Annotated in this window: 21 protein-coding genes and 1 pseudogene; 17 read left to right on the forward strand and 5 right to left on the reverse strand. The window is 71.9% G+C overall.

Translation table 11 applies throughout. The features are described from left to right. Window positions 1-52: 52 nt before the first annotated feature. Entirely contained in the window at window positions 53-1,015 is a 963-nt protein-coding gene (locus B042_RS0104920) for a zinc-binding dehydrogenase (protein ID WP_028647321.1), read from the forward strand. Between the two features lie 38 nt (window positions 1,016-1,053). Here the strand turns inward: B042_RS0104920 and B042_RS0104925 are convergent, their stop codons facing one another. Continuing rightward, the gene (locus B042_RS0104925; protein WP_155988881.1) at window positions 1,054-1,338 is read right to left on the reverse strand and encodes a hypothetical protein; all 285 of its coding nucleotides are present in this window, start codon (window positions 1,336-1,338) and stop codon (window positions 1,054-1,056) included. Window positions 1,339-1,839: 501 nt separating this feature from the next. Between B042_RS0104925 and B042_RS0104930 the strand changes: the two genes are divergently transcribed. After that, window positions 1,840-2,355 (forward strand): TspO/MBR family protein, encoded by a 516-nt coding sequence (locus B042_RS0104930; RefSeq protein WP_028647323.1) that lies wholly within the window; start codon window positions 1,840-1,842, stop codon window positions 2,353-2,355. A 73-nt stretch (window positions 2,356-2,428) separates the two neighbouring features. On the opposite strand, the gene B042_RS0104935 is transcribed toward B042_RS0104930, so the two are convergent. Next, window positions 2,429-4,444, reverse strand: coding sequence for a hypothetical protein (locus B042_RS0104935; protein ID WP_028647324.1), 2,016 nt, complete (start codon window positions 4,442-4,444; stop codon window positions 2,429-2,431). Window positions 4,445-4,802: 358 nt separating this feature from the next. Continuing rightward, window positions 4,803-6,065 (reverse strand): class I SAM-dependent methyltransferase, encoded by a 1,263-nt coding sequence (locus tag B042_RS0104940; RefSeq protein WP_028647325.1) that lies wholly within the window; start codon window positions 6,063-6,065, stop codon window positions 4,803-4,805. A gap of 264 nt (window positions 6,066-6,329) precedes the next feature. Here B042_RS0104940 and groES point away from each other — a divergent pair, with 264 nt between their 5' ends. The 6 genes from groES to B042_RS0104970 all read left to right on the forward strand — a co-directional run bounded on the left by groES (window position 6,330) and on the right by B042_RS0104970 (window position 12,349). Next, window positions 6,330-6,638 carry a co-chaperone GroES gene (groES, locus tag B042_RS0104945; RefSeq protein WP_028647326.1) on the forward strand — a complete coding sequence of 103 codons (309 nt, stop codon included), beginning with the start codon at window positions 6,330-6,332 and terminating at the stop codon, window positions 6,636-6,638. A gap of 121 nt (window positions 6,639-6,759) precedes the next feature. Next, window positions 6,760-8,364 carry a chaperonin GroEL gene (gene groL / locus B042_RS0104950; protein WP_028647327.1) on the forward strand — a complete coding sequence of 535 codons (1,605 nt, stop codon included), beginning with the start codon at window positions 6,760-6,762 and terminating at the stop codon, window positions 8,362-8,364. A gap of 265 nt (window positions 8,365-8,629) precedes the next feature. Continuing rightward, window positions 8,630-9,184 (forward strand): sigma-70 family RNA polymerase sigma factor, encoded by a 555-nt coding sequence (locus B042_RS0104955; protein WP_028647328.1) that lies wholly within the window; start codon window positions 8,630-8,632, stop codon window positions 9,182-9,184. 246 nt (window positions 9,185-9,430) lie between these two features. After that, entirely contained in the window at window positions 9,431-10,921 is a 1,491-nt protein-coding gene (gene guaB / locus B042_RS0104960; RefSeq protein WP_028647329.1) for an IMP dehydrogenase, read from the forward strand. 8 nt (window positions 10,922-10,929) lie between these two features. Further along, a complete protein-coding gene (locus B042_RS0104965) occupies window positions 10,930-11,151 on the forward strand; it encodes a hypothetical protein (protein ID WP_028647330.1) in 222 nt (73 codons plus the stop codon). Window positions 11,152-11,206: 55 nt separating this feature from the next. Continuing rightward, the gene (locus B042_RS0104970; RefSeq protein WP_028647331.1) at window positions 11,207-12,349 is read left to right on the forward strand and encodes a kelch repeat-containing protein; all 1,143 of its coding nucleotides are present in this window, start codon (window positions 11,207-11,209) and stop codon (window positions 12,347-12,349) included. A gap of 27 nt (window positions 12,350-12,376) precedes the next feature. Here B042_RS0104970 and B042_RS24250 read toward each other — a convergent pair whose 3' ends face one another. Further along, window positions 12,377-12,940, reverse strand: coding sequence for an RICIN domain-containing protein (locus B042_RS24250; RefSeq protein ID WP_051415478.1), 564 nt, complete (start codon window positions 12,938-12,940; stop codon window positions 12,377-12,379). Window positions 12,941-13,158: 218 nt separating this feature from the next. On the opposite strand from B042_RS24250, the gene B042_RS0104980 reads away from it, so the two are divergent. The 4 genes from B042_RS0104980 (at window position 13,159) to B042_RS0104995 (ending at window position 18,400) form a co-directional block, all read left to right on the forward strand. Then, window positions 13,159-14,265, forward strand: a complete 1,107-nt coding sequence (locus tag B042_RS0104980) for a GuaB3 family IMP dehydrogenase-related protein (RefSeq protein ID WP_028647332.1) — start codon at window positions 13,159-13,161, stop codon at window positions 14,263-14,265. A 102-nt stretch (window positions 14,266-14,367) separates the two neighbouring features. After that, entirely contained in the window at window positions 14,368-16,104 is a 1,737-nt protein-coding gene (locus B042_RS0104985; protein ID WP_028647333.1) for a glycerol-3-phosphate dehydrogenase/oxidase, read from the forward strand. A 120-nt stretch (window positions 16,105-16,224) separates the two neighbouring features. Then, the gene (locus B042_RS0104990; protein ID WP_028647334.1) at window positions 16,225-16,917 is read left to right on the forward strand and encodes a response regulator transcription factor; all 693 of its coding nucleotides are present in this window, start codon (window positions 16,225-16,227) and stop codon (window positions 16,915-16,917) included. Window positions 16,918-16,942: 25 nt separating this feature from the next. Then, a complete protein-coding gene (locus B042_RS0104995; protein WP_028647335.1) occupies window positions 16,943-18,400 on the forward strand; it encodes a HAMP domain-containing sensor histidine kinase in 1,458 nt (485 codons plus the stop codon). Here B042_RS0104995 and B042_RS0105000 read toward each other — a convergent pair. Continuing rightward, window positions 18,369-19,364, reverse strand: coding sequence for a TAXI family TRAP transporter solute-binding subunit (locus B042_RS0105000; RefSeq protein ID WP_081748597.1), 996 nt, complete (start codon window positions 19,362-19,364; stop codon window positions 18,369-18,371). The two genes, B042_RS0104995 and B042_RS0105000, sit on opposite strands and share 32 nt — an antisense overlap. A gap of 251 nt (window positions 19,365-19,615) precedes the next feature. Between B042_RS0105000 and B042_RS0105005 the strand changes: the two genes are divergently transcribed. From B042_RS0105005 to B042_RS22000, 5 genes and pseudogenes are all read left to right on the forward strand, one after another. Then, window positions 19,616-20,650 carry a TAXI family TRAP transporter solute-binding subunit gene (locus B042_RS0105005; RefSeq protein WP_028647337.1) on the forward strand — a complete coding sequence of 345 codons (1,035 nt, stop codon included), beginning with the start codon at window positions 19,616-19,618 and terminating at the stop codon, window positions 20,648-20,650. A 12-nt stretch (window positions 20,651-20,662) separates the two neighbouring features. Beyond that, window positions 20,663-21,298 carry a DUF1850 domain-containing protein gene (locus tag B042_RS21990; protein WP_051415479.1) on the forward strand — a complete coding sequence of 212 codons (636 nt, stop codon included), beginning with the start codon at window positions 20,663-20,665 and terminating at the stop codon, window positions 21,296-21,298. Continuing rightward, complete coding sequence (locus tag B042_RS21995) at window positions 21,291-23,534, forward strand: TRAP transporter fused permease subunit (protein WP_081748598.1); 2,244 nt, start codon at window positions 21,291-21,293, stop codon at window positions 23,532-23,534. The genes B042_RS21990 and B042_RS21995 overlap by 8 nt, the downstream gene beginning before the upstream one ends. Before the next feature lie 82 nt (window positions 23,535-23,616). After that, complete coding sequence (locus B042_RS0105020) at window positions 23,617-24,630, forward strand: hypothetical protein (protein ID WP_028647338.1); 1,014 nt, start codon at window positions 23,617-23,619, stop codon at window positions 24,628-24,630. Continuing rightward, window positions 24,584-25,948: pseudogene (locus tag B042_RS22000) on the forward strand (AAA family ATPase); the annotation flags it as partial. The gene B042_RS0105020 and the pseudogene B042_RS22000, both read left to right, overlap by 47 nt. Between the last annotated feature and the right edge of the window lie 274 nt (window positions 25,949-26,222).

A 26,222-nucleotide genomic window follows, 5' to 3' on the forward strand; every position in this document is an offset into this window, starting at 1 on the left:
AACCGGGGCCCGGGACTGGAACGAGGTTCGGTCCCGTGGTTGGGTGCGGTGTATGTTCGCTATCACCGCAGCACGCATCGCACCCGACGACCCCGTCTCCGGTCTGGAGGCGGGCGAGCGCCCCGCCCCCGAGGCCCGCGACGGCTGGGCGGTCGTCGACGTCAGGGCGGCCTCACTCAACCATCACGACTTGTGGAGCCTGCGCGGCGCCGGCCTGACCGAGGAGCGCCTGCCGATGATCCTCGGCTGCGACGCCGCCGGGGTGGACGACCGGGGAAACGAGGTCATCGTGCACGGCGTCGTCGGGGACCCCTCCTTCGGGGACGAGACCCTGGACCCGCGCCGGTCGCTGCTCTCGGAGGTGCACCAGGGGACGTTCGCCGAACAGGTTCTGGTACCGCGGCGCAACCTGGTGCCCAAACCTCCGGAGCTGTCGTTCGAGGAGGCCGCCTGCCTGCCCACCGCCTGGCTGACCGCCTACAGCATGCTCTTCGGCAAGGCCGACCTGCGCCCCGGGTCGACGGTACTGGTCCAGGGGGCGGGCGGTGGTGTCTCCGTGGCCCTCGTCCGTCTGGCGGTGCACGCCGGGCACCGCGTCTACGTGACCAGCCGCAGCGAGGCCAAGCGGGAGCGCGCCCTGAAACTGGGCGCCTACGCGGCACTTCCCTCCCATGAGCGTCTCCCCGAGCGGGTGGACGCGGTGTTCGACTCGGTCGGCCAGGCCACCTGGAAGCACTCGGTCCGCTCCCTCCGGCCGGGCGGGGCGATCATCACCTGTGGCGCCACCAGCGGGGACGCGCCCTCGGCCGAGCTGACCCGGGTGTTCTTCCTCCAGTTGCGGGTGATCGGCTCCACCATGGGCAGCCTGCCGGAACTGGCCGCACTCACCGAGATGTGCGTGCGCACCGGCATCCGGCCCGACATCGACCGGGTGCTACCGCTGGACCGGGCCGCGGAGGGCTTCCGGGCCATGGCGGAGGGCGAGCAGTTCGGCAAGATCGTCTTCACGGTGTGAGGGACCGGTGCCCGGTCCGGTCGGACCGGGCACCGGGTTCAGGCCACCGTCGCCCTTCGGCGCTGGCGCTGCCAGAGGCGGATGAGGGCGGCGAGTTCGTCGAACTCGCCGGGGGCGGGGACGAGCGGTCGGTCCAGGAGGTCGCCGTGGGGGCGGCACGGGCGGGACAGCGGCGGTCGGGTGGCGGCCTCGGCACGGGCGCGCTCGGCCTCGTGCCGCTGGTCGGCTTCGTGCAGGAGGTAGTAGGGGCGCACGAGTGCGGCCTCCTCTGCGGGAATGCACTCCGAGGGGCGTGCGAGCTGGGCGGAGGGCTGTGGTTTCACGGAAAGTATGCGCTTGTCCGGACGTAGGTACGGGGGCGGGCACCGGGGCGGCGGACACGGGTGGAGGTCGCCGTGCCGGTACGCGGAGTCACCGGTGTCGGGTCGGGGGAGCCCCGGCCGGTGTTTCCGGAAAAGACCTTAGGGGATTCTCGGCGCGGATGGCGCGATTACGGCTCAGTAATTTCAGGAGCATTCGAAAACTCTGCGTTTGCGCTGATCAGCGGTGTCATGAAGGGCGATTGTGTCAAAGGGGAATTGTTGGATTAATCGGTCATAGGGTTCATGGTGTGGTCCATTCCGCAGCGAACGTGTTTCCGTGTCCGATGATGGGTCGTTGCGTTCCCCGGGCGGGGGCGCCAGGTATTCGAGGGGAATTCACATGGTGTTCGGGGGCGGCCCGTCCTGCCCCTCCGCGGAGTCGGCGCGTCCGTCCCGGGGCCGGACGGTGCCCCGGGCCGAGGGATGCGCGTGGGAACGGTGCGACGTGGGAAACGAAGGGGTATGAGTACCTCAGGAAGCGACGACACCGCGGGGCCCCTCACACCGGCCTCGCTCGCGGCGCTGGCGGTCTTCGCGCTCGCGGTGACCGCGGCGGCACTGATCGGGGCCCTGGGAGCGGCCGACACCGCCGACCGGTACACGGAGCTGAGCCTGCCGTCCTGGGCACCGCCGTCGTGGGTGTTCGGCCCGGTGTGGACGGTGCTCTACGCGCTGATGGCCGTCTCCGGCTGGCTGGTGTGGCTGCGCCGACAAACGCCGGGCGCCGTCGTGGCCCTGGCCCTGTTCGCCGTCCAGCTCCTGCTCAACGCGGTGTGGACGCCCCTGTTCTTCGCCGCCGAGCAGCGGGGCCTGGCGTTCGTGGACATCGTCGCGCTGCTGACGGTGCTCACGGTGACCCTCGTGCTGTTCTTCCGGATCTCCCGGTTCGCGGGCGCGCTGCTGCTGCCCTACTGGGCGTGGACCGCGTTCGCCCTCGTGCTCAACCTCGCCGTGTGGTCGCTCAACACGGCCGGGTGAACGCCGGGGGCGCCGAGCCGCCTCCAGGCCCGGCGCCCCCGCGCAGCACGGGGGTCCGATGCCCCCGCGGGTCCTACTCGTCGTCCTCGTCGTCGCGGCGGCGCTTCTTCTTGCCGTCGCGGCCCGGCCGCAGCAGGGCCTCGGCCAGGGCCAGCATGGTCTCCTCCAGGGAGGCCAGGCGCTTGCTCATGTCGTCGTGGGAGTTCTCCACCGCCTCGGTGACGGTCTCCTCGAACTCGTGGCGGTCCGGGCGCTGCTGGAGTTCGCGCAGTACCGGCTCCACGGCGGAGACGACGTGCGCGTCGATCTCGTCCAGCCTGCCGCTGTGGTCCACCTGGGGCCGCTCCACCAGTTCGGTGAGGCGCCGGTGCAGCTCCTTGACCTCCATGGTCTGCGGAAGCTGGGTGAGCCGCTGGTTGAGCGCCTCCAGGCGGTCGTCGATGGCCTCCATCCGGCCGTCGACACCCTCGAAGTGCCCGCTCACGCCCTCGAACTGGCCCTCGACCCCGTTGACGCGGCCGTTGAGGCCGTCGATCCGGCCGTCGACCCGGTCCAGCTTGCCCTCGACCGACTCGAAACTCCCCTCGAAGTGGCCCTCGAAGGTGTCGAAGCGGTCGGTCAGCCGCCCCAGCTCGTGGTCGACCTTGCCGGTGATCTGCGACAGGTGGTTGTCCACCTTGCCCGTCAGGGCCTCGCGGTGGCGCTCCAGCCGCTCGTCGAGGGCGGTGCGGTGCTCCGTGCTCCGCTCACCCAGCTCCTCGGCCAGGCCATGGTGCCGCTCGGCCGCCTCGGCGGAGGCCTTGGCCGTGGACTCCTCCACGAACGCCCGCAGCCCGGACAGGTCGGCGGTGACCCGCTCGGCGTCCTGCTCGACCCGGGCACTCAGCGCGTCCGCACGTTCGGTGAACGACTCGCGCAGCCGCTCGACGGCCGTCTCGCTCTGCTCGCGGCTCTCGCTGCGGCCCAGTTCGATCTGCTCGTCCAGTTCCGCCAGGCGCTGGCGCAGGTGTGCGCGCAGCTCGGTGAGGGCGGACTCCTGGTACTCGCGCAGCTTGGCGACGGCACCGGTCACGTCCGCGACGGCGGCCGCGGCCTCCGCGTGGTTCTCGTCGGACTGCGTGCTCAGGTAGCCGGTGCTCTCGGCGACCTTGGCGGCCAGGGCCTCGTGCCGCTCCTTGGCGGACTCCGACAGCGCCTCCAGGTCCCGCGCCAGGTCCGAGGTGCGCTCGTCGAGTCGCCCGGTGTTCTCCTGGAGCCGGGACAGCACCGCCTCGCCCTGCTCTTGGACGAGGGTGTGCAGTTCCGCGGCGGACTCCGACACCGTGGTGGTGATCCGCTCACGCAGTTCGGTGTCGGCGGCGGCCAGGGCCTCCCGGGCCTCGCCGACGGCGGTGGTGACCGCCTCGCGGCCGGAGGCGACCGCCTCGGACAGTTCGGTCCGGCCCGACTCCAGGGCCGCGGCGATCTCCGTGCGGCCCTCGGCCAGGTCCGCGGTCAGTGCCTCGTGGCGCTCGCCCAGCGCGGTGTCGAGCGCGGCCAGGGAGGTCTCCAGTTGCTCCGTCCTGGCGTCGACCGAGGCCACGGCGGCGTCGAGCGCGTCCAGGCGCTCCTGGACGGTCTCGCTCAGGGCGGTGAGCCGCTCGCCGAGCCCGTCCACCTTCTCCGCGGTGCGGTCGCCGGTCTCGGCCATGCGCTGGAGGCGGGTGAGGGCGGTGTCCAGGTTCCCGGCCACGCGCTGGGTGTCCGAGCGCAGGGCGGGCATGTCCGCCAGGGGTTTGACCTGGCGGCCGAGCACCTCGATGTGCTCGGCGAGGGCCTCGGCCCATTCCGGCGGCCGGGCCAGGAAGTCGTCGATCCGGCCGTTGACCGCGCCGACCGCCTCGCCCAGGGCGGTGAGTTCGCGTTCGCGCAGCTCCCGGAGCAGCCACTCCATGCCTTCGAGGCGCTGGCGCATCTCCTCGCTCACCGCGCCCTGGCTCTTCTGCTCGGAGACGTGCTCCTGGGCGGCCTGGGAGAGCAGGTCACGCATGCGGTCGGAGATTCCGCTCTGGCCTCCCCCGTTGAGGAAGTTGTGGTTGGTCTGTTCCACCGAGGCTGCTCCTTATTGGTTCCGGTGCTCCCGTCACGGCCCGGGAGGGACGTCAGGGGCCGGGCGGTCGGGTTCTCGATGGTCCCTCGGGGGGCGGGTGCTCCGCGATCGAAAACTCCCGTGTGCGACGAAAGCGTGGCTCAGTGTAGACGAGTGGAGCGTGGTGCCCTGAGGCGTCGAACCACGTGCTGGTCGGGTGATCGGGCGCCTTCCGGATGGAACCGTGAGACGGAAGCGTTCAGCGGGGGCCAGTTTAACGACACGCACACCCATGTCCCCAGAGGACAGCGGAAGATGCCGGCCGCGGAGGTAACGATCTGGTCTGGGGGATGTGAACGTTGTGTGGAGGCGGCCCCCTTCACGCTTCTCGGCCGCCGTCGACCTCCCGGCAGAGCAGGCAGAACGGCCGCTGCCCGATCCGGGTGAGCACGACCGTCACCGGTTCGGAGCCGGACGGCTTCAGGCTCCGGCGCAGCCGCTCGGTGTCCACGGCCGACCCGCGCTTCTTGATCGTCACGCTGCCCGCGCCGCGCCCCCGGAGCGCGGACCTCAGCCGCTTCAGTGAGAACGGCAGGGTGTCGGTGACCTCCAGGACCCGCCACAGCGGTGAGGTCACCGCTTGGTCGGAGGTGAAGTAGGCGATCCGTTCGTCCAGCAGGGCGCCCTCCACCCGGGCCGCGGCCTCGGCCACCAGGTGTGAGCGCACCACCGCGGGGTCGGGGTCGTACAGGTACCGCAGGGGCGGTGCCACGGGAGCCGGCCCCAGCCCCGGCTCCTCGTCCAGGTGCACCGCGCCCCGCTCGGAGGGGGGCGACGCCTTCGGCTCGCGCAGGACGGTCGCGCGCCGCCGGACCCCTTCGGCGAGCGCGCCGAACCACAGCGCCGTCTCCTTCAGCTCCCCGTCCACGGAGACCCACTCGGCGTCGGCACCGGCGGGGAGCGCCTCGTGCGGGATGCCGGGCGCCGCCTTCAGACAGGCCGCCTCCGAGCCCTCCGCCAGGCGGGTGGCCGTGTCCCAAGGCGGGGAGTAGGCGGCCGGGTCGAACACCCGACCCCGCCCGCTCCTGCGGGCCGGGTCGCAGAACAGCAGGGGGTAGGCGTCCGGGGCGACCGCCTCCGCCTTCCCCTCGCGTACCCGGGCGAGGCCTTCCAGGCCCAGGGCCGCGATGTTGGCGCGGGCCACCGCCACCGTCAGCGGGTCGGCGTCCACGCCCTCGACCGGGACCCCGTGTTCGGCCAGGGCCAGCAGGTCCGCGCCGATCCCGCAGCACAGGTCGCCCGCCGCGCCACCGGCCGGGTCCGCGGTGGCGGCGGTCCGCGCCGCCCGGTACTCGGCGACGGTCCGCCGGGTGGACTGCTCCAGGCCGTCGGGGGTGAAGTACATCTCCCGGGCCCGGTCACCGAACTTGGCGCGGCCGCGTTCGCGCAGATCGACCTGGGTGAGGAGCGCATTGACCAGTTCGGGAACGGGTAGATGCGGGTCGAGGGCGGCCACCCGGGGGTCCGCGCGCAGCGCTGAGGCGGTCCCCAACCGGTCGGCCGCGGCCTCCTTCGGGTCCACGCGCTCCAACACCTCCCGGCCCGCGTCGGTGAGCAGCGCGGAGAAGGCGGGCACACGCACGGGACCTCCAGGGGTGGGACGGTGGCCGCGGCCGCTCGGGCCGCCGGGGGCGTTCGGGCGGCGGGCACGGCACGGTTTTGGGCCCGCGCTTCCCGCCACATTTCCATTCTGGCACTCTCGGGGGTAGAGTGCTAACCGCGACGAGGCCGGTCTGGCACCCGCGACGACAGGCCGCCGCGGTCGCCCCTTTTACACAGTTGGCCCGTACCGCCGTACGGGCCGCAGTACAGGACACCGAGAACCTTGAAGGGGGAGGTCACTACAGTGTCGACCGCCACCAAGACCGTGCTGAAGCCGCTTGAGGACCGCGTCGTGGTCAAGACCCTGGAGGCCGAGCAGACCACCGCCTCCGGTCTGGTCATCCCGGACACCGCCAAGGAGAAGCCCCAGGAGGGCGAGATCCTGGCCGTGGGCCCCGGCCGCCTCGACGACAACGGCAAGCGCGTCGCCCTCGACGTGAACGTCGGCGACGTCGTGCTCTACAGCAAGTACGGGGGCACCGAGGTCAAGTACGACGGTGAGGAGTACCTGGTCCTCTCCGCCCGCGACATCCTGGCGGTCGTCGAGAAGTAGGTCTCGACGAGGTCCTCTCAGCAGGGCCAGGAGCCATTCGCATCCCGCACCGGTCGGCGCCACGCCGGGCGGGGCGGGATGCCCTTGTGTGTGACCACCGTCAGGAGGAAGAACCCAAGCCATGCCGAAGATCCTGGAGTTCGAGGATGAGGCCCGCCGCGCCCTTGAGCGGGGTGTGGACCGTCTCGCCGACGCCGTCAAGGTGACGCTCGGCCCGCGGGGCCGCAACGTCGTCATCGACAAGAAGTTCGGTGCCCCCACCATCACGAACGACGGCGTGACCGTCGCGCGTGAGGTCGAGCTGTCCGAGCCCTACGAGAACCTGGGCGCCCAGCTCGTCAAGGAGGTCGCCACCAAGACCAACGACGCCGCCGGCGACGGCACCACCACCGCGACCGTCCTCGCGCAGGCGCTGGTCCGCGAGGGCCTGCGCAGCGTGGCCGCGGGCGCGTCCCCGATGTCGCTGAAGAAGGGCATCGACGCCGCCGCCCAGGAGGTGTCCAAGACTCTGGTCGAGCGGGCCCGTCCCGTCGAGGAGCGCGCGGACATCGCCTACGTCGCCACCAACTCCGCCCAGGACGCCGCGATCGGCGACCTCATCGCCGAGGCGTTCGACAAGGTGGGCAAGGACGGCGTCATCACCGTGGAGGAGGCCCCGACCTTCGGTCTGGACCTCGACTTCACCGAGGGCCTGCAGTTCGACAAGGGCTACGTCTCGCCCTACTTCGTCACCGACGGCGACCGCCAGGAGGCGGTGCTGGAGGACGCGCACATCCTCATCAACCAGGGCAAGATCAGCAGCCTCAACGAGCTGCTGCCGCTCCTGGAGAAGATCGCGCAGGACAAGAAGCCGCTGCTGATCATCGCCGAGGACATCGAGGGCGACGCCCTGGGTGCCCTGGTGCTGAACAAGATGCGCGGCATGCTCAACGTCGCCGCGGTCAAGGCGCCCGGCTTCGGCGAGCGCCGCAAGGCCATGCTCCAGGACATCGCGGTCCTCACCGGCGGCCAGGTCATCGCCGAGGAGGTCGGCCTGACCCTGGAGAACGCCGACCTCGACGTTCTGGGCAGTGCCCGCCGTATCACCGTCACCAAGGACGACACCACGATCGTTGACGGAGTGGGCGCGCAGGGCGAGGTCGACGACCGCATCGCCCAGATCCGCAAGGAGATCGAGGCCAGCGACTCGGACTGGGACCGCGAGAAGCTCCAGGAGCGCCTGGCCAAGCTGGCGGGCGGGGTCTCGGTCCTGCGCGTGGGCGCGGCCACCGAGGTCGAGCTCAAGGAGAAGAAGCACCGCCTGGAAGACGCCATCTCGGCGACCCGCGCGGCCATCGAGGAGGGCATCGTCGCCGGCGGCGGCGCCTCCCTGGTGCACGCCTCCACGGCCCTGGGCGACCTGGGCCTGAGCGGCGACGAGGCCACCGGTGTGGCGATCGTCCGCCGTGCGCTGGTCGAGCCCGCCCGGTGGATCGCGGAGAACGCGGGCGCCGAGGGCTACGTGGTCACGCACCGCGTCTCGGAGATGGAGGTCGGCCACGGCTACAACGCCGCTAGTGACACCTACGGTGACCTGACCGCCCAGGGCATCATCGACCCGGTCAAGGTCACCCGGTCCGCCGTGGAGAACGCCGCGTCCATTGCGGGCATGCTGCTGACCACCGAGGTTCTGGTGGCGGACAAGCCCGAGGCGGACGAGGACGAGGACCACGGGCACGCCCACTAGCGGGGCGGACGGTCTTCGGGGGCGGGGCGCGGTGGCGTCCCGCCCCGCTCGATACCACGGTATTCCCAAAAGCAACGCAGATTTTTGTAGTGTTTTCGAGCGTTTTTTCTTAAACGTAACCATTCCGTAGTTGTCGATTGGAGTGGTCAGGTCCCCGGATGGGGGCATCATTCGTTACGTGACGGATGCAGGCGCCCGGGGGGGCGCTACCGCGCAGCGGACAGGGGCGCACGGGGGTGCGGACGCCCCGACGTGCGACAACGGCCTGAACCGCCTGGGGTTGCTCGCGGTCCAGGGGGACGACGGCGCCATGGACTCGTTCCTGCGCGAGGTGCGTCCCATGGTGGTGCGCTACTGCCGAGCCCGGCTCGCCCGGGTCTCGGGGCTGGCCCACCACTCCGACGACGTCGCGCAGGAAGTGTGCATCGCTCTCATCTCGGCCATCCCCCGCTACGAGGACCGGGGGCGGCCCTTCGCGGCCCTGGTGTTCGGCATCGCCGCGCACAAGGTCGCCGACACCCTCAGGGGGGCCGGCCGGGTGGAACTCGTCCCTGCGGACGCCGTGCCGGAGACCCCCGACGACGGGCCCGGCCCAGAGGAGGCGGCGGTCCGCGTGATCGAGGCGCAGCGGGCTCGGGAGCTGCTGGAGGAGCTCCCGGAGAGACAGCGGCAGTTGCTGGTGATGAGAGTGATCGCCGGATTGACAGCGGATGAGACGGGACATGTTCTTGGAATGTCGGCGGGAGCGGTACGGGTTGCCCAGCACCGGGCTATTGCTCGGCTTCGGCAGGTGGCCCTGGCGAACAGCCTCCTCCCGTGAGACCGCGCGCAGGGCGCGGTCGCGCCCGGTGTGCCCCCGACGCCCCTCTGCTCGCGGGCGGGGCCTGTGTGCCTACCGCACGGGGAGCTGAGCCCCGGCGTCAAACGGTGATTCCGCTCACTTTCCGTGCGCGGTGACGTGTCAGGCTCGGCTTTTCTCCTGAGGCGCACCGGGCCACGGCCTAGGATGAGGTGACACGCGGGGGCGAATCCGCGCAGGTGTGCCGGGACAAGCGGAGGTTGTGTCATGGGTCACGAGTACAGCGGCTACGGAGACAAACTCCTGCCACCGGGGCTCACCTACGACGACGTCCTCCTGGTCCCGGCCTACTCCGCCCTCCAGCCCGGTGATGTGGACACCTCCACCCGACTGACCCGCAACATCGAACTCACCATCCCGCTGTTGTCGGCCGCGATGGACACCGTCACCGAGGCGCGGATGGCCGTGGCCATGGCCCGCCAGGGCGGCGCGGGCGTGCTGCACCGCAACCTCTCCGTCGAGGACCAGGCCGACCAGGTCGACCTGGTCAAGCGCTCGGAGTCGGGCATGGTCGCCGCGCCGGTCACCTGCCGCCCCGACGACACCCTCGCCGAGATCGAGCGCCTGTGCGCCCACTACCGCATCTCCGGTGTCCCGGTCACCGACTCCGACGGCGCGCTGGTGGGCATCGTCACCAACCGCGACATGTGCTTCGAGGACGACCGCTCCCGCCCGGCCCGCGAGGTGATGACCACGGAGAACCTGGTCACCGCCCCCGTCGGCGTCTCCCGGGACCGGGCCTTTGAGCTGCTGCGCGCGCACAAGGTCGAGAAGCTCCCGATCGTCGACGACCACAACCGCCTGCGCGGCCTGATCACCGTCAAGGATTTCACCAAGAGCGAGCAGTACCCCCACGCCACCAAGGACGCGGACGGCCGCCTCGTGGTGGGCGCCGCGGTCGGGGTCGGTGCCGAGGCCGAGGAACGGGCCAAGGCGCTCGTGGAGGCGGGCGTGGACTTCATCGTGGTGGACACCGCGCACGGCCACTCCTCCGGGATGGCGGACATGGTCGCCAAGCTCAAGGCCAACTCCCGCGCCGACATCGTGGCGGGCAACGTCGCCACCCGAGCCGGGGCCCAGATGCTCGTGGACGCGGGGGCCGACGCCGTCAAGGTGGGGGTCGGGCCCGGCTCCATCTGCACCACCCGCGTCGTCGCCGGTGTGGGCGCTCCCCAGGTCACGGCGATCCTGGAGGCAGCCCAGGCGTGCCTGCCGGCCGGTGTCCCGCTCATCGCCGACGGCGGGCTCCAGTACTCTGGCGAGATCGCCAAGGCGATCGCGGCCGGGGCCAGCACCGTCATGCTCGGCAGCCTCCTGGCCGGGGTCGAGGAGAGCCCGGGCGAGCTGATCTTCATCAACGGCAAGCAGTTCAAGGCCTACCGGGGCATGGGCTCCCTGGGCGCGATGCGCGGACGCTCCTTCTCCAAGGACCGCTACGCCCAGGCCGAGGTCGCCACCGAGGACAAGCTCATCCCCGAGGGCATCGAGGGCCAGGTGCCCTACCGGGGGCCGCTGCACGCGGTGGCCCACCAGTTGGTCGGCGGTCTGCACCAGTCCATGTGGTACGCGGGCACCCGTACCGTGCCCGAGCTGCGCGAACGCGGCCAGCTCATGCGTATCACCAACGCCGGACTGCGCGAGAGCCACCCGCACGACATCACGATGACGGTCGAGGCCCCCAACTACAACGCCCGCTGATCGGCTCCATGGTCTCCGACGAGCACGGTCCGTCCGACGGCACCGGGCACCCGTCGCGCGTGCCCGCCCGCAGGGCGCGTCTGGCCGAATCCCTCACCCAGGACCGGGCGGGACGGGCCCTGGCCGCCATGACGGAGCAGGAGCGCGCGGACCTACTGGCGGACGGCGGAACGTTGGGAGCCCCGGGCTGCCGGGGCCCGGTGCCGTCCCCGGGGCGTACGCCGGTCTAGACTGCGTCTTTCGACGGGCGCCGCCCGGCGCCTGGTGACCCGGAAGCGTGATCGCATGCGACGCCTGCCCGGTGCGGTGGTCCCAGCACTGGCCCTCCTCCCCCTGATCTCCTCCTGCGGCCCCGCCCAGGCCGACCCGTGGGGCGTCGAGATCGTGGAGGAGGGGCTCCCGTCGGCTCCGCTGGACCCGCGCGGAGAGCACAGCCTCCTCTGGTCCGGCGAGGAACTCCTGGTCTGGGGCGGGGACGGCCCTGGCCGGGGCCAGCACAACTCTTTTGCCGACGGCGCGGCCTACGACCCCGACACCGGTACCTGGCGGATGCTGGCCGAGTCCGGTCTGGAGCCGCGGACCCGCCACACCGCGGTGATGGCGGGGGACCGGATGCTGGTGTGGGGCGGGTTCACCGCCACCTACGACGAGACCGACGCCATGACGGCCCGGGACGGCGCCCTCTACGACCCGGAGAGCGACACCTGGGAGCCGATCGCCGACGCCCCCGAGGCGCGGGACCTGGCGCGCGCGGCGGTCGTCGGCGACCACGTCGTCTTCGGCGGAGGCCGGGGCGCGGACTTCCTGGTGTACTCCCTGGCCGAGGACGCCTGGCACACCGTCGAGGTCTCTCAGCCCATGGGGGAACAGCAGGCGTACACCGTGTACGACGTGGCCGCCCGCGGCGACGGTGTGGTGGCGGTGGCCGCCGCCGGCCCCCTGGGCCGGGAACTCGTCACCCTCGCCTTCGAGCCCGGTGAACACGATCGCGCCGCCGTCCGTCCGGTCCCTGAGGCGCAGGAGAACGAGGGCGGGACCGTTAGCGCGGGGCTGGCGACCACGTCCGAGGGCACCGCCCTGCTCACGTTGCGCGTCGGCACCACCACGCGTCTGTACCGGATCGACGGCCACGGGCGGGCCCAGCCGGTGGAGACGGCGGTCTCGCCCCACTTCCTGCCACCCGTCCGGCTGGTCACCAGAGGCCTCCTGTCAGGGGACATGCACGCCGTGGAGGGGCTCGGACTGGTCGCCGCCCGGCCCGGGGCCGTCAGCCTCTGGGACCACGCATCCGAGCGGTCCGGCGACTGGCGGCAGGGCAGCCGGGTCGACTACTGCGGCCCCCTCGTCCCCGCGGGCGAGGGCCGCCTGCTCGGCTGGGGCGGCCTGGGGTGCGGGGACGAGGGTGTCAGCCTTACCATGGACCTCTGACGCGGGGGTCTGTGGACCGCGGCCTTCCTACTCGACGGGCTTGAGGGTCCACACCTCACTCACCCGGGCGTCCGTCTCGGACAGGATGAGCGGCGCGCCGAGGCGGGTGGAGGAGTCGGCCACCGCGAGGGTCATCTTGGGCTCGTAGTTCACGAAGCGGAGGTCCATCCCGCCCTGCTTGTCCAGGCGCCAGCCCTGGTGGCGGTGCTTCCCGCACGGCATCTGCACCACGCGGGACCCGTCTCCGGCGGGGGTGGCGACGGTCAGGCACTGCCCGCTGTTGATGTTCTCCAGGTGGTAGAACCCGTTGTTCACGTGGTTGAGGTGCCACGCCTGGTCATCGATCTCCAGGCATTCCCACTGGATGACCCCGGCACCTTCCTCCAGGCTCGATCCGCCGACCCCCGCGCACAGGCCGCTGTTGGCGTTGACGAACCGGTACACGTTGCTCTGGGCGCGTGATGGCGTCCTGGCGTCGGTGTCCTCGGCGGGGGCCGCCGCGTGGGCCACGGCCCCGCCGAGGACCGCCTGGAACATGAGCGCGGCGCCGATGAGCGACGCCGCACGGGTCGGAATGCGCCTACCTTGCATGGAGTTCCCTTTCGCTAACCCAAGGACGGGACCTTGGGTGACCAAGAGAAAACATAGCGTGACTGAGGGGGTCGTGTGGCCGACCGGAGCAGATGTCCGGGAGCAGAGCGAAACAGGCGCATGAGGGGCACGGCGGGGACCGATAGACTCGCCGCGGCAGTCAGGGTGCCGGGCCGCGGCCCGGCCCACGTCACGAGGGGGATCAAGCGTTGGCTCAGGTGGAGATCGGGCTGGGGAAGAACGCGCGCCGCGCCTATGAGCTCGATGAGATCGGGATCGTGCCCGCCCGGCGGACCCGGGACCCTGAGGAGGTGTCCCTGGCCTGGCAGATCGACGCCTACCGGTTCGAGACGCCGCTCGTCGTGAGCCCCATGGACAGCGTCGCCTCCCCCGAGACGGTCATGGCCGTCGGCAGCCAGGGCGGCCTGGGCGTCCTCGACCTGGAGGGCCTGTGGACCCGATACGAGGACCCCGCCCCGCTCCTTGAGGAGATCCGCGGGCTTGACGACGTCGCGGCCACCAAGCGCCTCCAGGAGATCTACGCCGCGCCGATCCGGGAGGAGCTGATCGGCCGCCGCATCGAGGAGATCCGCGACTCCGGCCTGGTCACCGCCGCCCGCCTGTCGCCGCAGCGTACCGCCCAGTACCACAAGGCGGTCGTCGACGCGGGCGTGGACATCTTCGTCATCCGCGGGACCACGGTCTCCGCCGAGCACGTGTCCGGCCGCGCCGAGCCGCTCAACCTCAAGCAGTTCATCTACGACCTCGACGTGCCCGTCGTGGTCGGCGGCTGTGCCACCTACACCGCGGCCCTGCACCTGATGCGCACCGGTGCCGCCGGGGTCTTGGTCGGGTTCGGCGGCGGATCCGGGCACACCACCCGCTCGGTGCTGGGCGTGGCCGTTCCCATGGCCAGCGCCATCGGCGACGTGGCCGCCGCCCGCCGCGACTACCTCGACGAGTCCGGTGGCCGGTACGTGCACGTCATCGCCGACGGCGGCATGACCACCAGCGGCGACATCGCCAAGGCCCTGGCCTGCGGCTCCGACGCGGTCATGGTCGGCTCCCCGCTGGCCCGCGCCACGGAGGCGCCCGGCCGCGGCTACCACTGGGGCAGCGAAGCCCACCACGGCGAACTGCCGCGCGGTGAGCGCGTGGCCGTCGGTACGATCGGCGACCTGGCCTCGATCCTGCACGGACCGGCCTCCACCAGCGACGGCTCCATGAACCTCATGGGCGCGCTGCGCCGCACCATGGCCACCGCCGGGTACAGCGACCTGAAGGAGTTCCAGCGGGTCGAGGTCGTGGTCAACCCGCACCGCTGAGAGCCGGGGCGTCCCGGGAGGGGCGTCCCGCCGGTCAGGGTGGGCGGGGCCCCCGGGCGGGTATGCGTGGAGGGGAGCACCACCGAGGAGGAGAGGCGACCGATGGCGACGACGTGGCTGGGACCGGGGGAGCGCTCCGAAGCGCTCACGTCGATGGCCGGAGAGGAACTCGACGTCCTCGTGGTCGGTGGCGGCATCGTGGGAGCGGGCATCGCGCTGGACGCCGTCTCGCGCGGGCTGTCCACCGGCCTGATCGAGGCGCGTGACTTCGCCTCCGGAACCTCTAGCCGTTCCAGCAAGCTCATCCACGGGGGGCTGCGCTACCTCGAACAGTTCGACATCGAGCTCGTCCGCGAGGCGCTCACCGAACGCGGTCTCCTGCTCAGTACGATCGCCCCGCACCTGGTCCGCCCGGTGCCGTTCCTCTTCCCGTTCTCCCAGCACTGGGAGCGGTTCTACATCGGTGCGGGCGTCACCCTCTACGACACCCTCGCACTGACCTCGCGCAACAACCGCGGCCTGCCCGCGCACCGGCACCTGACCAGGGCCGGGGCGTTGCGAGTCTTCCCCGCGCTGCGGCGCGACGCCCTCACCGGCGCCGTCCAGTACTGGGACGCCCAGGTCGACGACGCCCGCTACGTCACCACGGTTCTGCGCACCGCCGCCGGGCTCGGAGCCCGGATCGCCTCGCGGGTGCAGGCGGTCGGCTTCCTGCGCGAGGGCGAGCACGTGGTCGGCGCCCGCGCCCGGGACCTGGAGGCGGGCGAGGAGGTCGCCGTCCGCGCCCGCCAGGTCGTCAACGCCGCCGGGGTGTGGACCGATGACATCCAGGAGATGGTGGGCGGGCGCGGCCAGATCCACGTGCGCTCCTCCAAGGGGGTACACCTCGTCGTCCCGCGCGACCGCATCCAGGCCTCCTCGGGGATGATCCTGCGCACGGAGAAGAGCGTGCTGTTCGTCATCCCGTGGGGACGGCACTGGATCATCGGCACCACCGACACCGACTGGGACCTGGACAAGGAGAACCCGGCCGCGAGCCGCACCGATATCGACTACGTCCTCGACCACGTCAACCAGGTGCTGCGCACCCCGCTGACCAGGGACGACGTCGAAGGCGTCTACGCGGGGCTGCGTCCGCTGCTGTCGGGTGAGGACGAGCAGACCTCCAAGCTGTCCCGGGAGCACACCGTGGCCCACCCGGTGCCCGGACTGGTGCTCATCGCGGGCGGCAAGTACACCACCTACCGCGTGATGGCCAAGGACGCCGTGGATGCCGTCGCGCACGGGCTCGGTGGCGGCGTTCCGGACTCGGTGACCGACCGGCTGCCGCTGGTGGGCGCCCAGGGCTACGCGGCGCTCCAGAACCAGCGGCACGTGCTCGCCCGTGAATCGGGGCTGCACGTCTCGCGCGTGACACACCTGCTGCGCCGCTACGGCGCCTCGATCCACGACCTGCTGGCGATGGTGCGCGAGCGCCCCGACCTCGGGCGCCCGCTCGCCGCAGCCGACGACTACCTGCGCGCCGAGATCGTCTACGCGGCCCGCGCCGAGGGCGCCCGGCACCTGGAGGACGCGCTGTCCCGGCGCACCCGGATCTCCTTCGAGACCTGGGACCGGGGGATCGGTGCGGCCGGGGAGGCCGCCGAACTCCTCGCCGAACCCCTCGGGTGGAGCGCCGAGCAGGTCGCACGGGAGGTCGAGTACTACCGCAAGGGTATCGAGGCCGAGCGCGCCGCACAGGAGCAGGACACCGACCACGAGGCCGACGCCATCCAGCACGGCGCCCCGGAGATCGTGCCGGAGGCGGCCATCAGCCGCCCCGGGGCCGACCACCCCTGAGGCGGCGCACCGCGCCCCGGACCGGAGGTGGGACGGAAGGGGATCTGGTGATCTGTGACATGTGCCACTAAAGTGCGGTGTCAGGCTCTCCGGCCCGCACTCACTGTGAAGGATCCCCCCATGATCACGGTGCTCCTCGTCGAGGACGACGTCCGGCTCGCCGATGCGCTCACCGGCGCCTTGGAGGGACACGGGTACACGGTCGTACAGGCACGTACCGCGGCCACAGCCCTGGCCTCTCCGCCGGTGGACCTCGTACTGCTCGACCTCGGCCTGCCGGACATGGACGGTATCGAGCTCTGCCGACGCCTGAGGGAACGGCACGACGTCGGCGACACCGCCCTCATCATGGTCACGGCCCGCGGAGGGCGGTACGACCGTGTACGCGGCCTGCGCGCGGGGGCCGACGACTACGTCGTCAAACCGCTGGCCATCGAGGAGCTGTGTGCGCGTATGGAGGCGGTCCTGCGGCGCACAAGCCGCCGGGAGGACCCGGTCCTGTCCGCCGGGCCCGTGACCGTCGATCCCGGGAACCGTTCCGTCACGTGCGCGGGTGCCCGCATCGAGCTCACCCGGAAGGAGTTCGACCTGCTCACCGTGCTCATCAGGGAGGAAGGAGCGGTCGTCTCCCGTGAGCAGTTGCTGTTGCGGGTCTGGCACACGGCGTGGCCGGGCACGCGCCGCACCCTGGAGGTCCACGTGGGCACGCTGCGCTCCAAGCTGGGCGTTCCGGGGATCATCGAGACCGTTCGGGGCATCGGTTACCGCCTCGTCGTCCCCGAGCGCGCCGCGGCGCGCTCAGCGGACTCCTGACCGGGCAGGCCTGGGGAGCGGGTACGTGCGCCGACGCGTCGTCATCGTGTATGTGACCCTCCTGGTCGCCGGGTGCCTGGGGCTGGCCCTGCCGCTGTGTGTGAGCCTTGCCGAGCGGGGGACCTCGGCCATGCTGCTCGACCGCATCAACGACACGACCAGGTTCGCCAGAATCGCCGAGTCGGCGGTGGTGACCGGGGAGGCGGGGAGCCTCCGCGGCGAACTGGTCGCCTACGACCGTCTGTACGGGATCACCGCTGTCGTCGTGGACCGGGAGGGCGCCGTCGTCGTGTCCTCCCGTGAGGGCGTCGGACCCACCGAACTGGGCCTGGGGACCGAGGAGGTCCCCGCCGCCGTGCGCACGGCCTTGGCGGGCAGCCGTGCGGGCGCCGACACGGTGATCTGGCCGTGGGACGGCGGAGCGCTCGTCGTCGCCGAACCCGTCGGGGGCGCGGGCGAGGTCGTCGGAGCGGTCGTCACCGTCTCTCCCACCGGTGCGCTGAGGCGGTCGATCCTCGTTCAGTGGGGTGTGGCCTGTGCCGTGGCCGCCGCGGTCATGGTCGTCGGCATCGCCGCCGCGGGTCCCCTCACCAGATGGGTGCTGAGACCGATCATCGACCTGGAGGAGGCGACTCGCGCGGTGAGCGGCGGAAGCCTCGACGCACGGGTGCGGACGGTGGCCGGACCGTTCGAACTCCGTCGGCTCGGGGAGTCCTTCAACCACATGGCCGACACGATCGCTTCCATGCTCGAGAACCAGCGTATGTTCGTGGCCTATGCCGGGCACCAGGTCCGCAACCCCCTGGCCGCGTTGAGGCTGCGCGTGGACGCGCTGTCACCGCACCTGACCGCGCAGGGGCGCCAGGGGCACCGGCTGGCGCTGGACGAGGTGGACAGGCTGGCGCGGGTCTGTGACAGCCTGCTCACCCTGGCCAGGGCCGAGGATGCGGAGCATTCGACGGTGCGCGAGGACGTGTCCGCGGTCGCCGAGGAGCGGGTGGCGGCCTGGTCCCCCATCGCGGAGCGGATCGGCGCCGAACTGGTGGCGGAGGTGGTGCCCGGCGTCCGTGTCCGGTGTGTGGAGGGCACGCTGGACCAGGCGCTGGACGCGCTGATCGACAACGCTCTGAAGTTCGGCGGAGCGGGGGCGCGGATCGTGGTGGGTGTCGCCGCCCCCGTCCGGTCCGCCGAAGGGGGCGGCCACGTGGACGTGCATGTCCTCGACGACGGGCCCGGACTGCCGGAGGAGCAGCTGGCCGCCGCGGTCCGGCCGTTCTGGCGGGACGGCCACCGGGGCGGGGGCGGCAGCGGCCTGGGCCTGTCCGTCGTGGTCACCCTGTTGGAACTCCAGGGGGCCCGGCTCACCCTCCGGCCCCGGAGGCCCCACGGGGTCGATGCCCGGGTGCGGCTGCCGCTGCGGGCCTTCCCCGACCCTCGTGCCGGGGCCGTGGTCAGGCCGCCGGCGGCCCATAGGCGTTCTTGACGGAACGGTAGTACTCGACCGCCCCGGGGTGCAGGGGGACCGGCAGGGTGGCTATGGCCGAACGCGGGTGCAGGGAGAGCGCGACGGGGTGTACGTCGACCAGATCGGCACGGGACTCGAACAGCAGACGGGTCAGTTCCCTGGCGGTCTCTGCGGGCATCCCGTCCCCGACCACCAGCAGACTGGGCACGCCGATGGTGCGCACGGCCGGGACGCCCTCGTAGGTGTCGGCGGGGACCGGCATATCGGAGAAGTACTCACCGTGCCTCTCCGCCATCGCTGGGACGTGGTCGGAGAGGTCGATCAGACGGATCGGAGTTCGTGCGGCGAGGTCGGCCACCGCCCGTGTGGGCAGCCCCCCGGACCAGAAGAACGCGTCCACGCGCCCTTCCGCGAGGGCCTGCGCGGACTCGCTCACGTGAAGGTGGACCGCTTGCACCCGTGGGCCCCCGGACTCCGCCGACACACCACCGCGCTCCTCGCCCCGCGGAGCCACCCGCAGTTCCGCGAGGTCCAGGAGCCTCTGGGCCGTGAGCTCGGTGCCGGAGCCCTCGGCGCCCAGGGACACCGTCGCTCCCGAGAGGTCCGCGAGTTCGTCGTAGGGCGAGTCGGAGCGGACCACCAAGTGGGTGTGGTTGTCGTAGAGGCGGGCCAGAGCCGAGATGGGCAGGGGCTCGTCGAACGGGGGGTCGCCGGACACGGCCAGCGCCGCGACGTCGGCGAGCGTGAAGGCGGCGTCCACGGAACCGGCCGCGATCAGCCGGTTGTTGTCTACGCTCGCCGCGGTCTCCACGGGCACGATCTCGGTGGCCGCGCGGGAGGACGCGGCGGCGTCGGCGAGACCCGAGCCGTACTCGTGGTAGACGCCTCCGGGGCCTCCGGTGCCGACGCGGAGCCGGAGAGGCTCCTCGTACGGGGGCTGCGAACCGGCGACAGCGAGGACGACGAGTACCGATGCCGCCATCCGAAGTGCTGTCCAAGACCGACTCCGATACCGCGCCCGTGCCATGGGCGGACGATACCAAAGCGCGCTGGACCTCAGCGGAGGCTCAAAAGAGACGGTCGGAGCGCGTGCGGGGAGTGCGGATCCCGTTAGGTTCCCTGTGGGATGGGCCACACAGGGCGCGGTCCTGGGGTTTCGGGACGTCTCACGCGGACCAACGAAGGCCTTTCTCCACCCCCCCTGACCGCTGAGAGATCCGAGAGGATTCGACCATGCGACGTGCGACACGGATTCTGGTAGCCCTGCCCGCCGGGGCGCTCATGCTCGCCGGCTGCGCCCAACCCGCAGAGCAGTCGACCGAGGAGGAGTCGGGCCTGGGAGCGGGCGCTGTCCGTGAACAGCTCAGCATCGTCACCGGTGGGACCACCGGTGTGTACTTCCAGGTGGGAGGCGTCCTCGCCAACACCATCACGGACGGGGTCGAAGGACAGTCCGGTTCCGCGGAGACCACCGGCGCCTCGGTGGAGAACCTGCGGCTGCTCGGCTCGGGTGAGGCCGACATCGCCATCGCCCAGGGCGACGCGGTGTCGGAGGCCTTCGAGGGGAGGAACGACTTCGAGGGCCGGGCGGTCCAGTCCTACGCACTGGCCGTGCTCTACCCCAACGTCTTCCACGCCGTCTCCCTGGAGGAGAACGCCGTGGAGCTGGGGCTGGAGTGCTTCAGCGACATCGTCGACACCCGTTACTCGGTGGGTGCGGTGGGCAGCGGTAACGAAGCCACCACCACCAACGTGTTCTCGGCCCTGGAGATCTCCACCTCTGACATCGAGATCCAGCAGCTCGGGTACGCCGACACGGACTCGGCCCTGCGCAACGACCAGCTCGACGCCGGTTCGTGGGTGGTCGGCGAGGGGCACGCGGGGCTGTCCGAACTCGCCACGACCGAGGACGTCCACCTCATCCCGATGTGCGACGAGGAGGTCTCCGTCATCACCGCGGCGACCAACAGCTACACCGAGCACACCATCCCCGGCGGGACCTACCCGGGTATCGAGGGGGACGTCCAGACCATCGCGGTGTGGAACCTCATGGTGGTCGGCGGTGACTTCAACGAGCAGCAGGCCTACGACATCACCTCGGCGATGTTCGACAACATCGACGACTTCGTCGCGGCGTACGCTCCCGGTGAGGAGTACATGGTGCCGGAGAGCATCCTGAACAGCCCGGTGCCCGTACACCCCGGCGCCGCCCGATTCTACGAGGAGCAGGGCGTCGAACTGCCCGAGGACCTCCTCGCGCAGAGCTAGGCCACCGGATCGATGGCCGCCCGGAACGAGACGGCCGGCCGGCGGCCGACGGGCGCCGGCGGTGTCCCGCGCCCGTCGGCCGCGGCCCTCTGGGGAGGTCTCTTCGTCCTCACCGCGGCGGCGGCCCTCCTCCTGTGGCCCGTATGGCCGGCCCTGGGGCTGACCGATGACGGTGAACCGCTCGGCACCCTCCCCCTCGCCGAGGGCGAGGTGTTCACGATCAGCTACGTCCACTCCATCGACGGGCTGCCGATCGAGGAGAACCTGGCCGTGCGCGAGGGCCGCTTGGTCGCCGAGTCCACCCGGAGCGTGCAGTACGGCGCGGGGATGGGACAGATCCCCGGCGAGGGGCACGGGTACGCCGAAGGCCGCTGGTGGGTGGTCGAGGCGATGGATCGCGACGTCGGTGGCGAGGTGGTGCTCCGCCCGGGATCGGCCGCGGTCGACCATCGTCTGCGCACGCCCGGGGCCGAGGTACGGCTCTCCCCGTGCCTTACCTCCCACAGGGTGGTCATCCGCCCCGTACGGGTGTCCACGCTCCGGCTGCTGTTCGGCCAGGACCCCCGGCCGGAGTGCCCATCCGGTGCCGACAGCCGCCCGCACCCCGAACGGACCCTTCGAGAGAACCTGAGGAAAGACCATGGCTGATACCCCCACGCAGGCACGGGGCGACACCGGAAGGGCCGACGCGGGGAGCGGGCGGCGCCGGGGAGGCATCGGCGCGCGGGGCCGGAGCGGGGCCGCCCCGGATCTCCTCCCCGACGTGGACGGCCGGGCCGGGAGCGAGGCCGAGTGGTCGCGGATCGCCCGTCAGCGGTGGGGTGCCGGGCCTGCGGGGACCGCCGCGGGCCTGCTCGTCCTGGCCCTCTCCATAGGACTGACCTGTTTCCAGCTCTACATCGTCCTGTTCGCCTCGGGCCTGGACGGGCACCACCAGCGGATCATCCACCTCCTGTTCGTCATGGTGCTGGTCTTCCTCACCATGAGTCCGTTCAAGCTGGACACGGCCTCCCGTCTCTCGGCCCTGGCCCTGGTGCGGGCGCTCGTCCCAGGCGGGGGAAGCCGGGAACGGCGCGACGCCTCGGCACGCACGGTCCTGCGCGCCGCCGGCGGCGCGCTCGACCTGGTGCTCGTTGCGGCCGCGTGCGTCGTCAGCGTGTACCCGATCCACTTCCAGCAGGAGCTGGCGAGCCGCGCGGGCGCCTACACCACCACGGACTGGATCCTGGGACTGGTGCTGATCGTCACGCTGCTGGAGGCGACCCGCCGGGCGGTCGGTCTGATCATGGCCGTGCTGGTCCTCGGGTTCGTCTACTACGCATGGATCGGACCGTTGATCCCCGGCGAGTTCGGGCACTCCGGAGCGACCATCCAGCGCATCGCGACACACAGCTACCTCGGTGACGGCGTCTACGGCCTGACCCTCGGCGTCGTCGTGACCTTCGTGTTCGTGTTCATCCTGTTCGGCGCTCTGCTCAGCAAGACCGGCGGCGGCAACTTCTTCGTCGGCCTGGCCTACGTGCTCACCGGACGCATGGTCGGCGGCCCCGCCAAGGGGGCCGTCCTGGCCAGCGCCATGCTGGGATCGGTCTCCGGGAGCGCCATCGCCAACGTCGTCACCTCCGGGCCGTTCACGATCCCGCTGATGCGCAAGGTCGGCTACCGCAGGGCGGAGGCGGCCGGGGTGGAGGCCGCGGCGTCCACGGGCGGACAGGTGCTGCCGCCGATCATGGGTGCGGGCGCCTTCATCATGGCCGAGCGCACCGGTATCGCCTACGCCGACATCGTCAAGGTTGCCGTGCTCCCGGCACTGATGTACTTCGGTGTGATGTTCCTGTTCGTGGACATCCTGGCGCGCAAGCACGGCATCCCCGCGGCCCGGAACCAGGACCTGCCGCGGATACGGCGGGTCCTGGCGGCCGGCTGGCACTTCCTGCTTCCGCTCCTGCTGCTCATCGTGCTGCTGCTCAACTACGTCACCCCGGCGAGGGCCGGCCTGTACACCTGCGGCGTGCTGCTGGTCGTGGCGATGGTACGGGCGGGCAGCCGACTGTCGCCGAAGGACTTCCTCGACGTCTTCGTCCTGGCCGCGCGCAACACGCTTCCGGTGTCGGTGGCATGTGCCGTCGCGGGCGTCATCGTCGGCATGGTCGGTCTCACCGGGCTGGGCCTGACGCTCTCCCACGTGCTGCTGACGGTGTTCTCGGGGAACCTGGTCATGACCTTGGTGATGGTGGCGCTGGCGTCCCTCATCATGGGGTTCGGCCTGCCGGTGACGGCCTCCTACGTGGTCATCTCGGTTCTCGCCGCTCCCGCTCTGGGAGAATTGGGACTGACGGTGATCGTGGCACACATGATCATCTACTGGCTGAGCCAGGACTCCAACGTGACGCCCCCGGTGGCGCTGGCGGCGTTCGCCGGGGCGGGGATCGCCAACGCGAGCCCGATGCGTTCCGGTGTGGCGTCGTGGAAGTTCGCCAAGGGGCTCTACCTCATCCCCCTTCTGATGGCCTACTCGGCTCTCATGGCCATCGACGGCCCCCCGCTCGACCTGGTGATCGCGGTCCTCAGCGGATGTGTGGCGCTCGCGGCGGCCGCGGTGGCGATCGAAGGGCACTTCTTGCGGCCCGTGGCGCTCCTGGAACGGGCCGGGCTCGCGCTGGCCGCGGTTCTGGTCCTGGTCGCTCCGGAGTGGAGCGGGATCACCCGGGGTGTGCTGACGACGCCGGTGGCCTCCCACTGGTTCGTCCTGGCCGGATCGGTGCTGGGGGCGGCGCTCCTTGGCTTGCAGCTGTTCGGTCGGCGGACCGCCGCGGCCACCGGTGCGAGGGGAGGCCCGGCGGACGCGGAGCCGACCGTGCGCGGTGCGTCCCCCGAAGGATGACGGAGCCGCTGGCGGGGCCGCCGCGCACGGGACGGCGGCCCTCCCGCGCGCCAGCCACGGCCACCGCCTAGGATCGACAGCCATGTGGCCCTTTGCACGGAACCCGGAGCGGGACGCCCGGAGCACCGAGGCGGCGCTGGTACCGGCCGCCTTCGGTACCGACCCCGTCCTGCGCTCCGGCTGCGCGGCGGTACGCGAGGGCGGCGTCGCCGCCGGGCTCACCCTGCTCGCGGAGGAGCGCGACGACCCCGAGGTGCGTGTCCACCGGGCGGAGGCGCTCGGCCGGGCCGCCGTCGGCCGGCTGGACGGGGTCGCCGCTCTGGCCGAAGGCTCCGCGGACCGGGCCGACGCCCTGCTCTGGCTGGGGTACGCCCTGCTTGCCGCCGCCCTCTCCGGACCGGTCGGCGCCGCCGCGGGCCGCGCCGACCGCAAGGCGCTGGACGCGGCGCTCACCGAGGCCCGTCTCCCGCTGGAGGCCGCCGCGCGGCTGCGCCCCGACGACCCGGCGCCCTGGGCGGCCCTCCAGACGGTGGCCATGGGGCTGGGTGCCGACCGCGGGGAGAAGGACCGCATCTGGGGCGAGGTGGTCGCGCGGGCGCCCCACCTGCTGCCCGCGCACATGACCCGGGTACGGACGCTCTCCCCGGCCCGGGGCGGGTCGGCCGAGGAGATGTTCGCCGTCGCGGGCGCCGCCGCCGACACCGCGCCCGAGGGCAGCCCCCTGCCGTCGGTGCTGGCGCTGGCCCACGCCGAGTACCTGCGGGCCGAGCGCGCCCGGATCGTCGCCGAGGGCGGGTCCGGCTACATCGCGGGCCTGGGCCTGGGCCGCTTGACCGGGGAGTCCGTGCGCGAGCTGTTCGACGCCGCGCGGGCGTGGGCGAGGGCTGGGGTCGAGCACGAGCGCGACGTCCAGGCGCACCACCTGTTCGGGTGGGCCTTCTACCGGGTCGAGGCCACCGAGGCCGCCGCCTGGCACCTGGGCGCGGCCGGCCGCTACTACTGCGACCTGCCGTGGTCGTTCTTCGGTCGTGCGCGGGCGGGGGCCGCCGATGCCATGTCCCGGCTCGGTGTCGTCCCGGGAGGCGGCCGTGCCTAAGCCCGAGGGTGCCGGGGCCGCCGCCTCCCGGGTGATCGAGGTGCCCCGCACGGGGCTCGTCGTGCTGATCGGGGTGTCCGGTTCGGGCAAGTCGACGTTCGCGGCACGCCACTTCCTGCCCACCCAGGTGGTCGGCTCCGACCGCTGCCGGGCGCTGGTCAGCGACGACGAGAGCGACCAGGGCGCCAGCGCCGACGCCTTCGAACTGATGTACACGCTCGTCGGTATCCGGCTGCGCCGGGGGCTGCTGACCGTCGTGGACGCGACCAGTGTCCAGCGCGGCGCGCGCCAGCGGCTCGTGCGCCTGGCCAAGGAGTACGACGTGCCGTCCACGGCCATCGTGCTGGACGTGCCCGAGCCGCTGGCCCACGAGCGCAACCGGAGCCGACCGGGACGGGTCGTGGCCGAGAACGTGATCCGCCAGCAGTACGCGGATCTGCGCACGGCCCTTGAACAACTGCCCCGTGAGAGGTTCCGCACGGTGCACGTGCTGCGCGGGCCGGGGGAGATCGACGCGGCCACCGTCGAACCGGTGCGGTCGCCGGTGGAGCGCACTGAGCTGGCGGGGCCCTTCGACGTCATCGGCGACGTGCACGGCTGCCGTGCCGAGCTGGAGGAGCTGCTCGGAGCTCTCGGCTACGCGGTCGTGCGCGACGGCGGGGGGCACCCGGTCGGGGCCCGCCACCCGGAGGGCCGCACCGCCGTGTTCGTCGGCGACCTGGTGGACCGCGGCCCGGACAGCCCCGGCGTGCTGCGCCTGGTCATGGGGATGGTCGGCGACGGCGACGCCCTGTGCGTGCAGGGCAACCACGAGAACAAGCTCGTCCGGGTGCTCAGGGGATCGGGGGCCCGCCTCACCCACGGACTGGCTGAGACCGTGGAGCAGCTCGGCCGGGAGGACGCCGCGTTCCGGGCGCGCGTGCTGGAGTTCTGCGACGGGCTGGCCCACCATCTCGTCCTGGACGGCGGGAGGCTGGTCGTCGCGCACGCCGGGCTCAAGGAGGGGTACCACGGCCGCGACTCCGGCCGGGTGCGCTCCTTCGCCCTGTACGGCGACACGAACGGTGAGACCGACGAGTACGGCCTGCCGGTGCGCCTGCCGTGGGCGCGCGACTACCGGGGCGGAGCGGCGGTCGTCTACGGGCACGTGCCGGGCGAGAGGGCCCGGTGGCTCAACGGCACCCTCTGCCTGGACACCGGCTGCGTGTTCGGCGGACGGCTCACGGCCCTGTGCTACCCCGAGCGCGCACTGGTGGACGTGGCCGCGCACCGCACCTGGTCCGAGCCGGCCCGGCCGCTCCCGCCGGAGACCGGCGGCACCGCCGAGGAGGGGGCCGCGCCCGGGGGAGGACGGCCGTAGCGCCCCGCGGCCGCTGAGGCGGCGGGGAGCCCGCCGCTTTCGGAGGATCGCACGAGACCGGCCGTGTCCTCCGTCCGTCCCATCCGCCGAACACGGCCGCGTGTCGCCTCGCCTTCATGTGCTCTCCGCTGCCCCGTCACACACGGGGGCCAGGATGTGCACGCTCGCAAAAGTGGCGAAGTTCTCTAAGCGTCACACAACCCCCATCGAATGAGATACGGGAGAAGGCGTG

The organism is Nocardiopsis sp. CNT312, assembly GCF_000515115.1.
GTDB lineage: Bacteria > Actinomycetota > Actinomycetes > Streptosporangiales > Streptosporangiaceae > Nocardiopsis.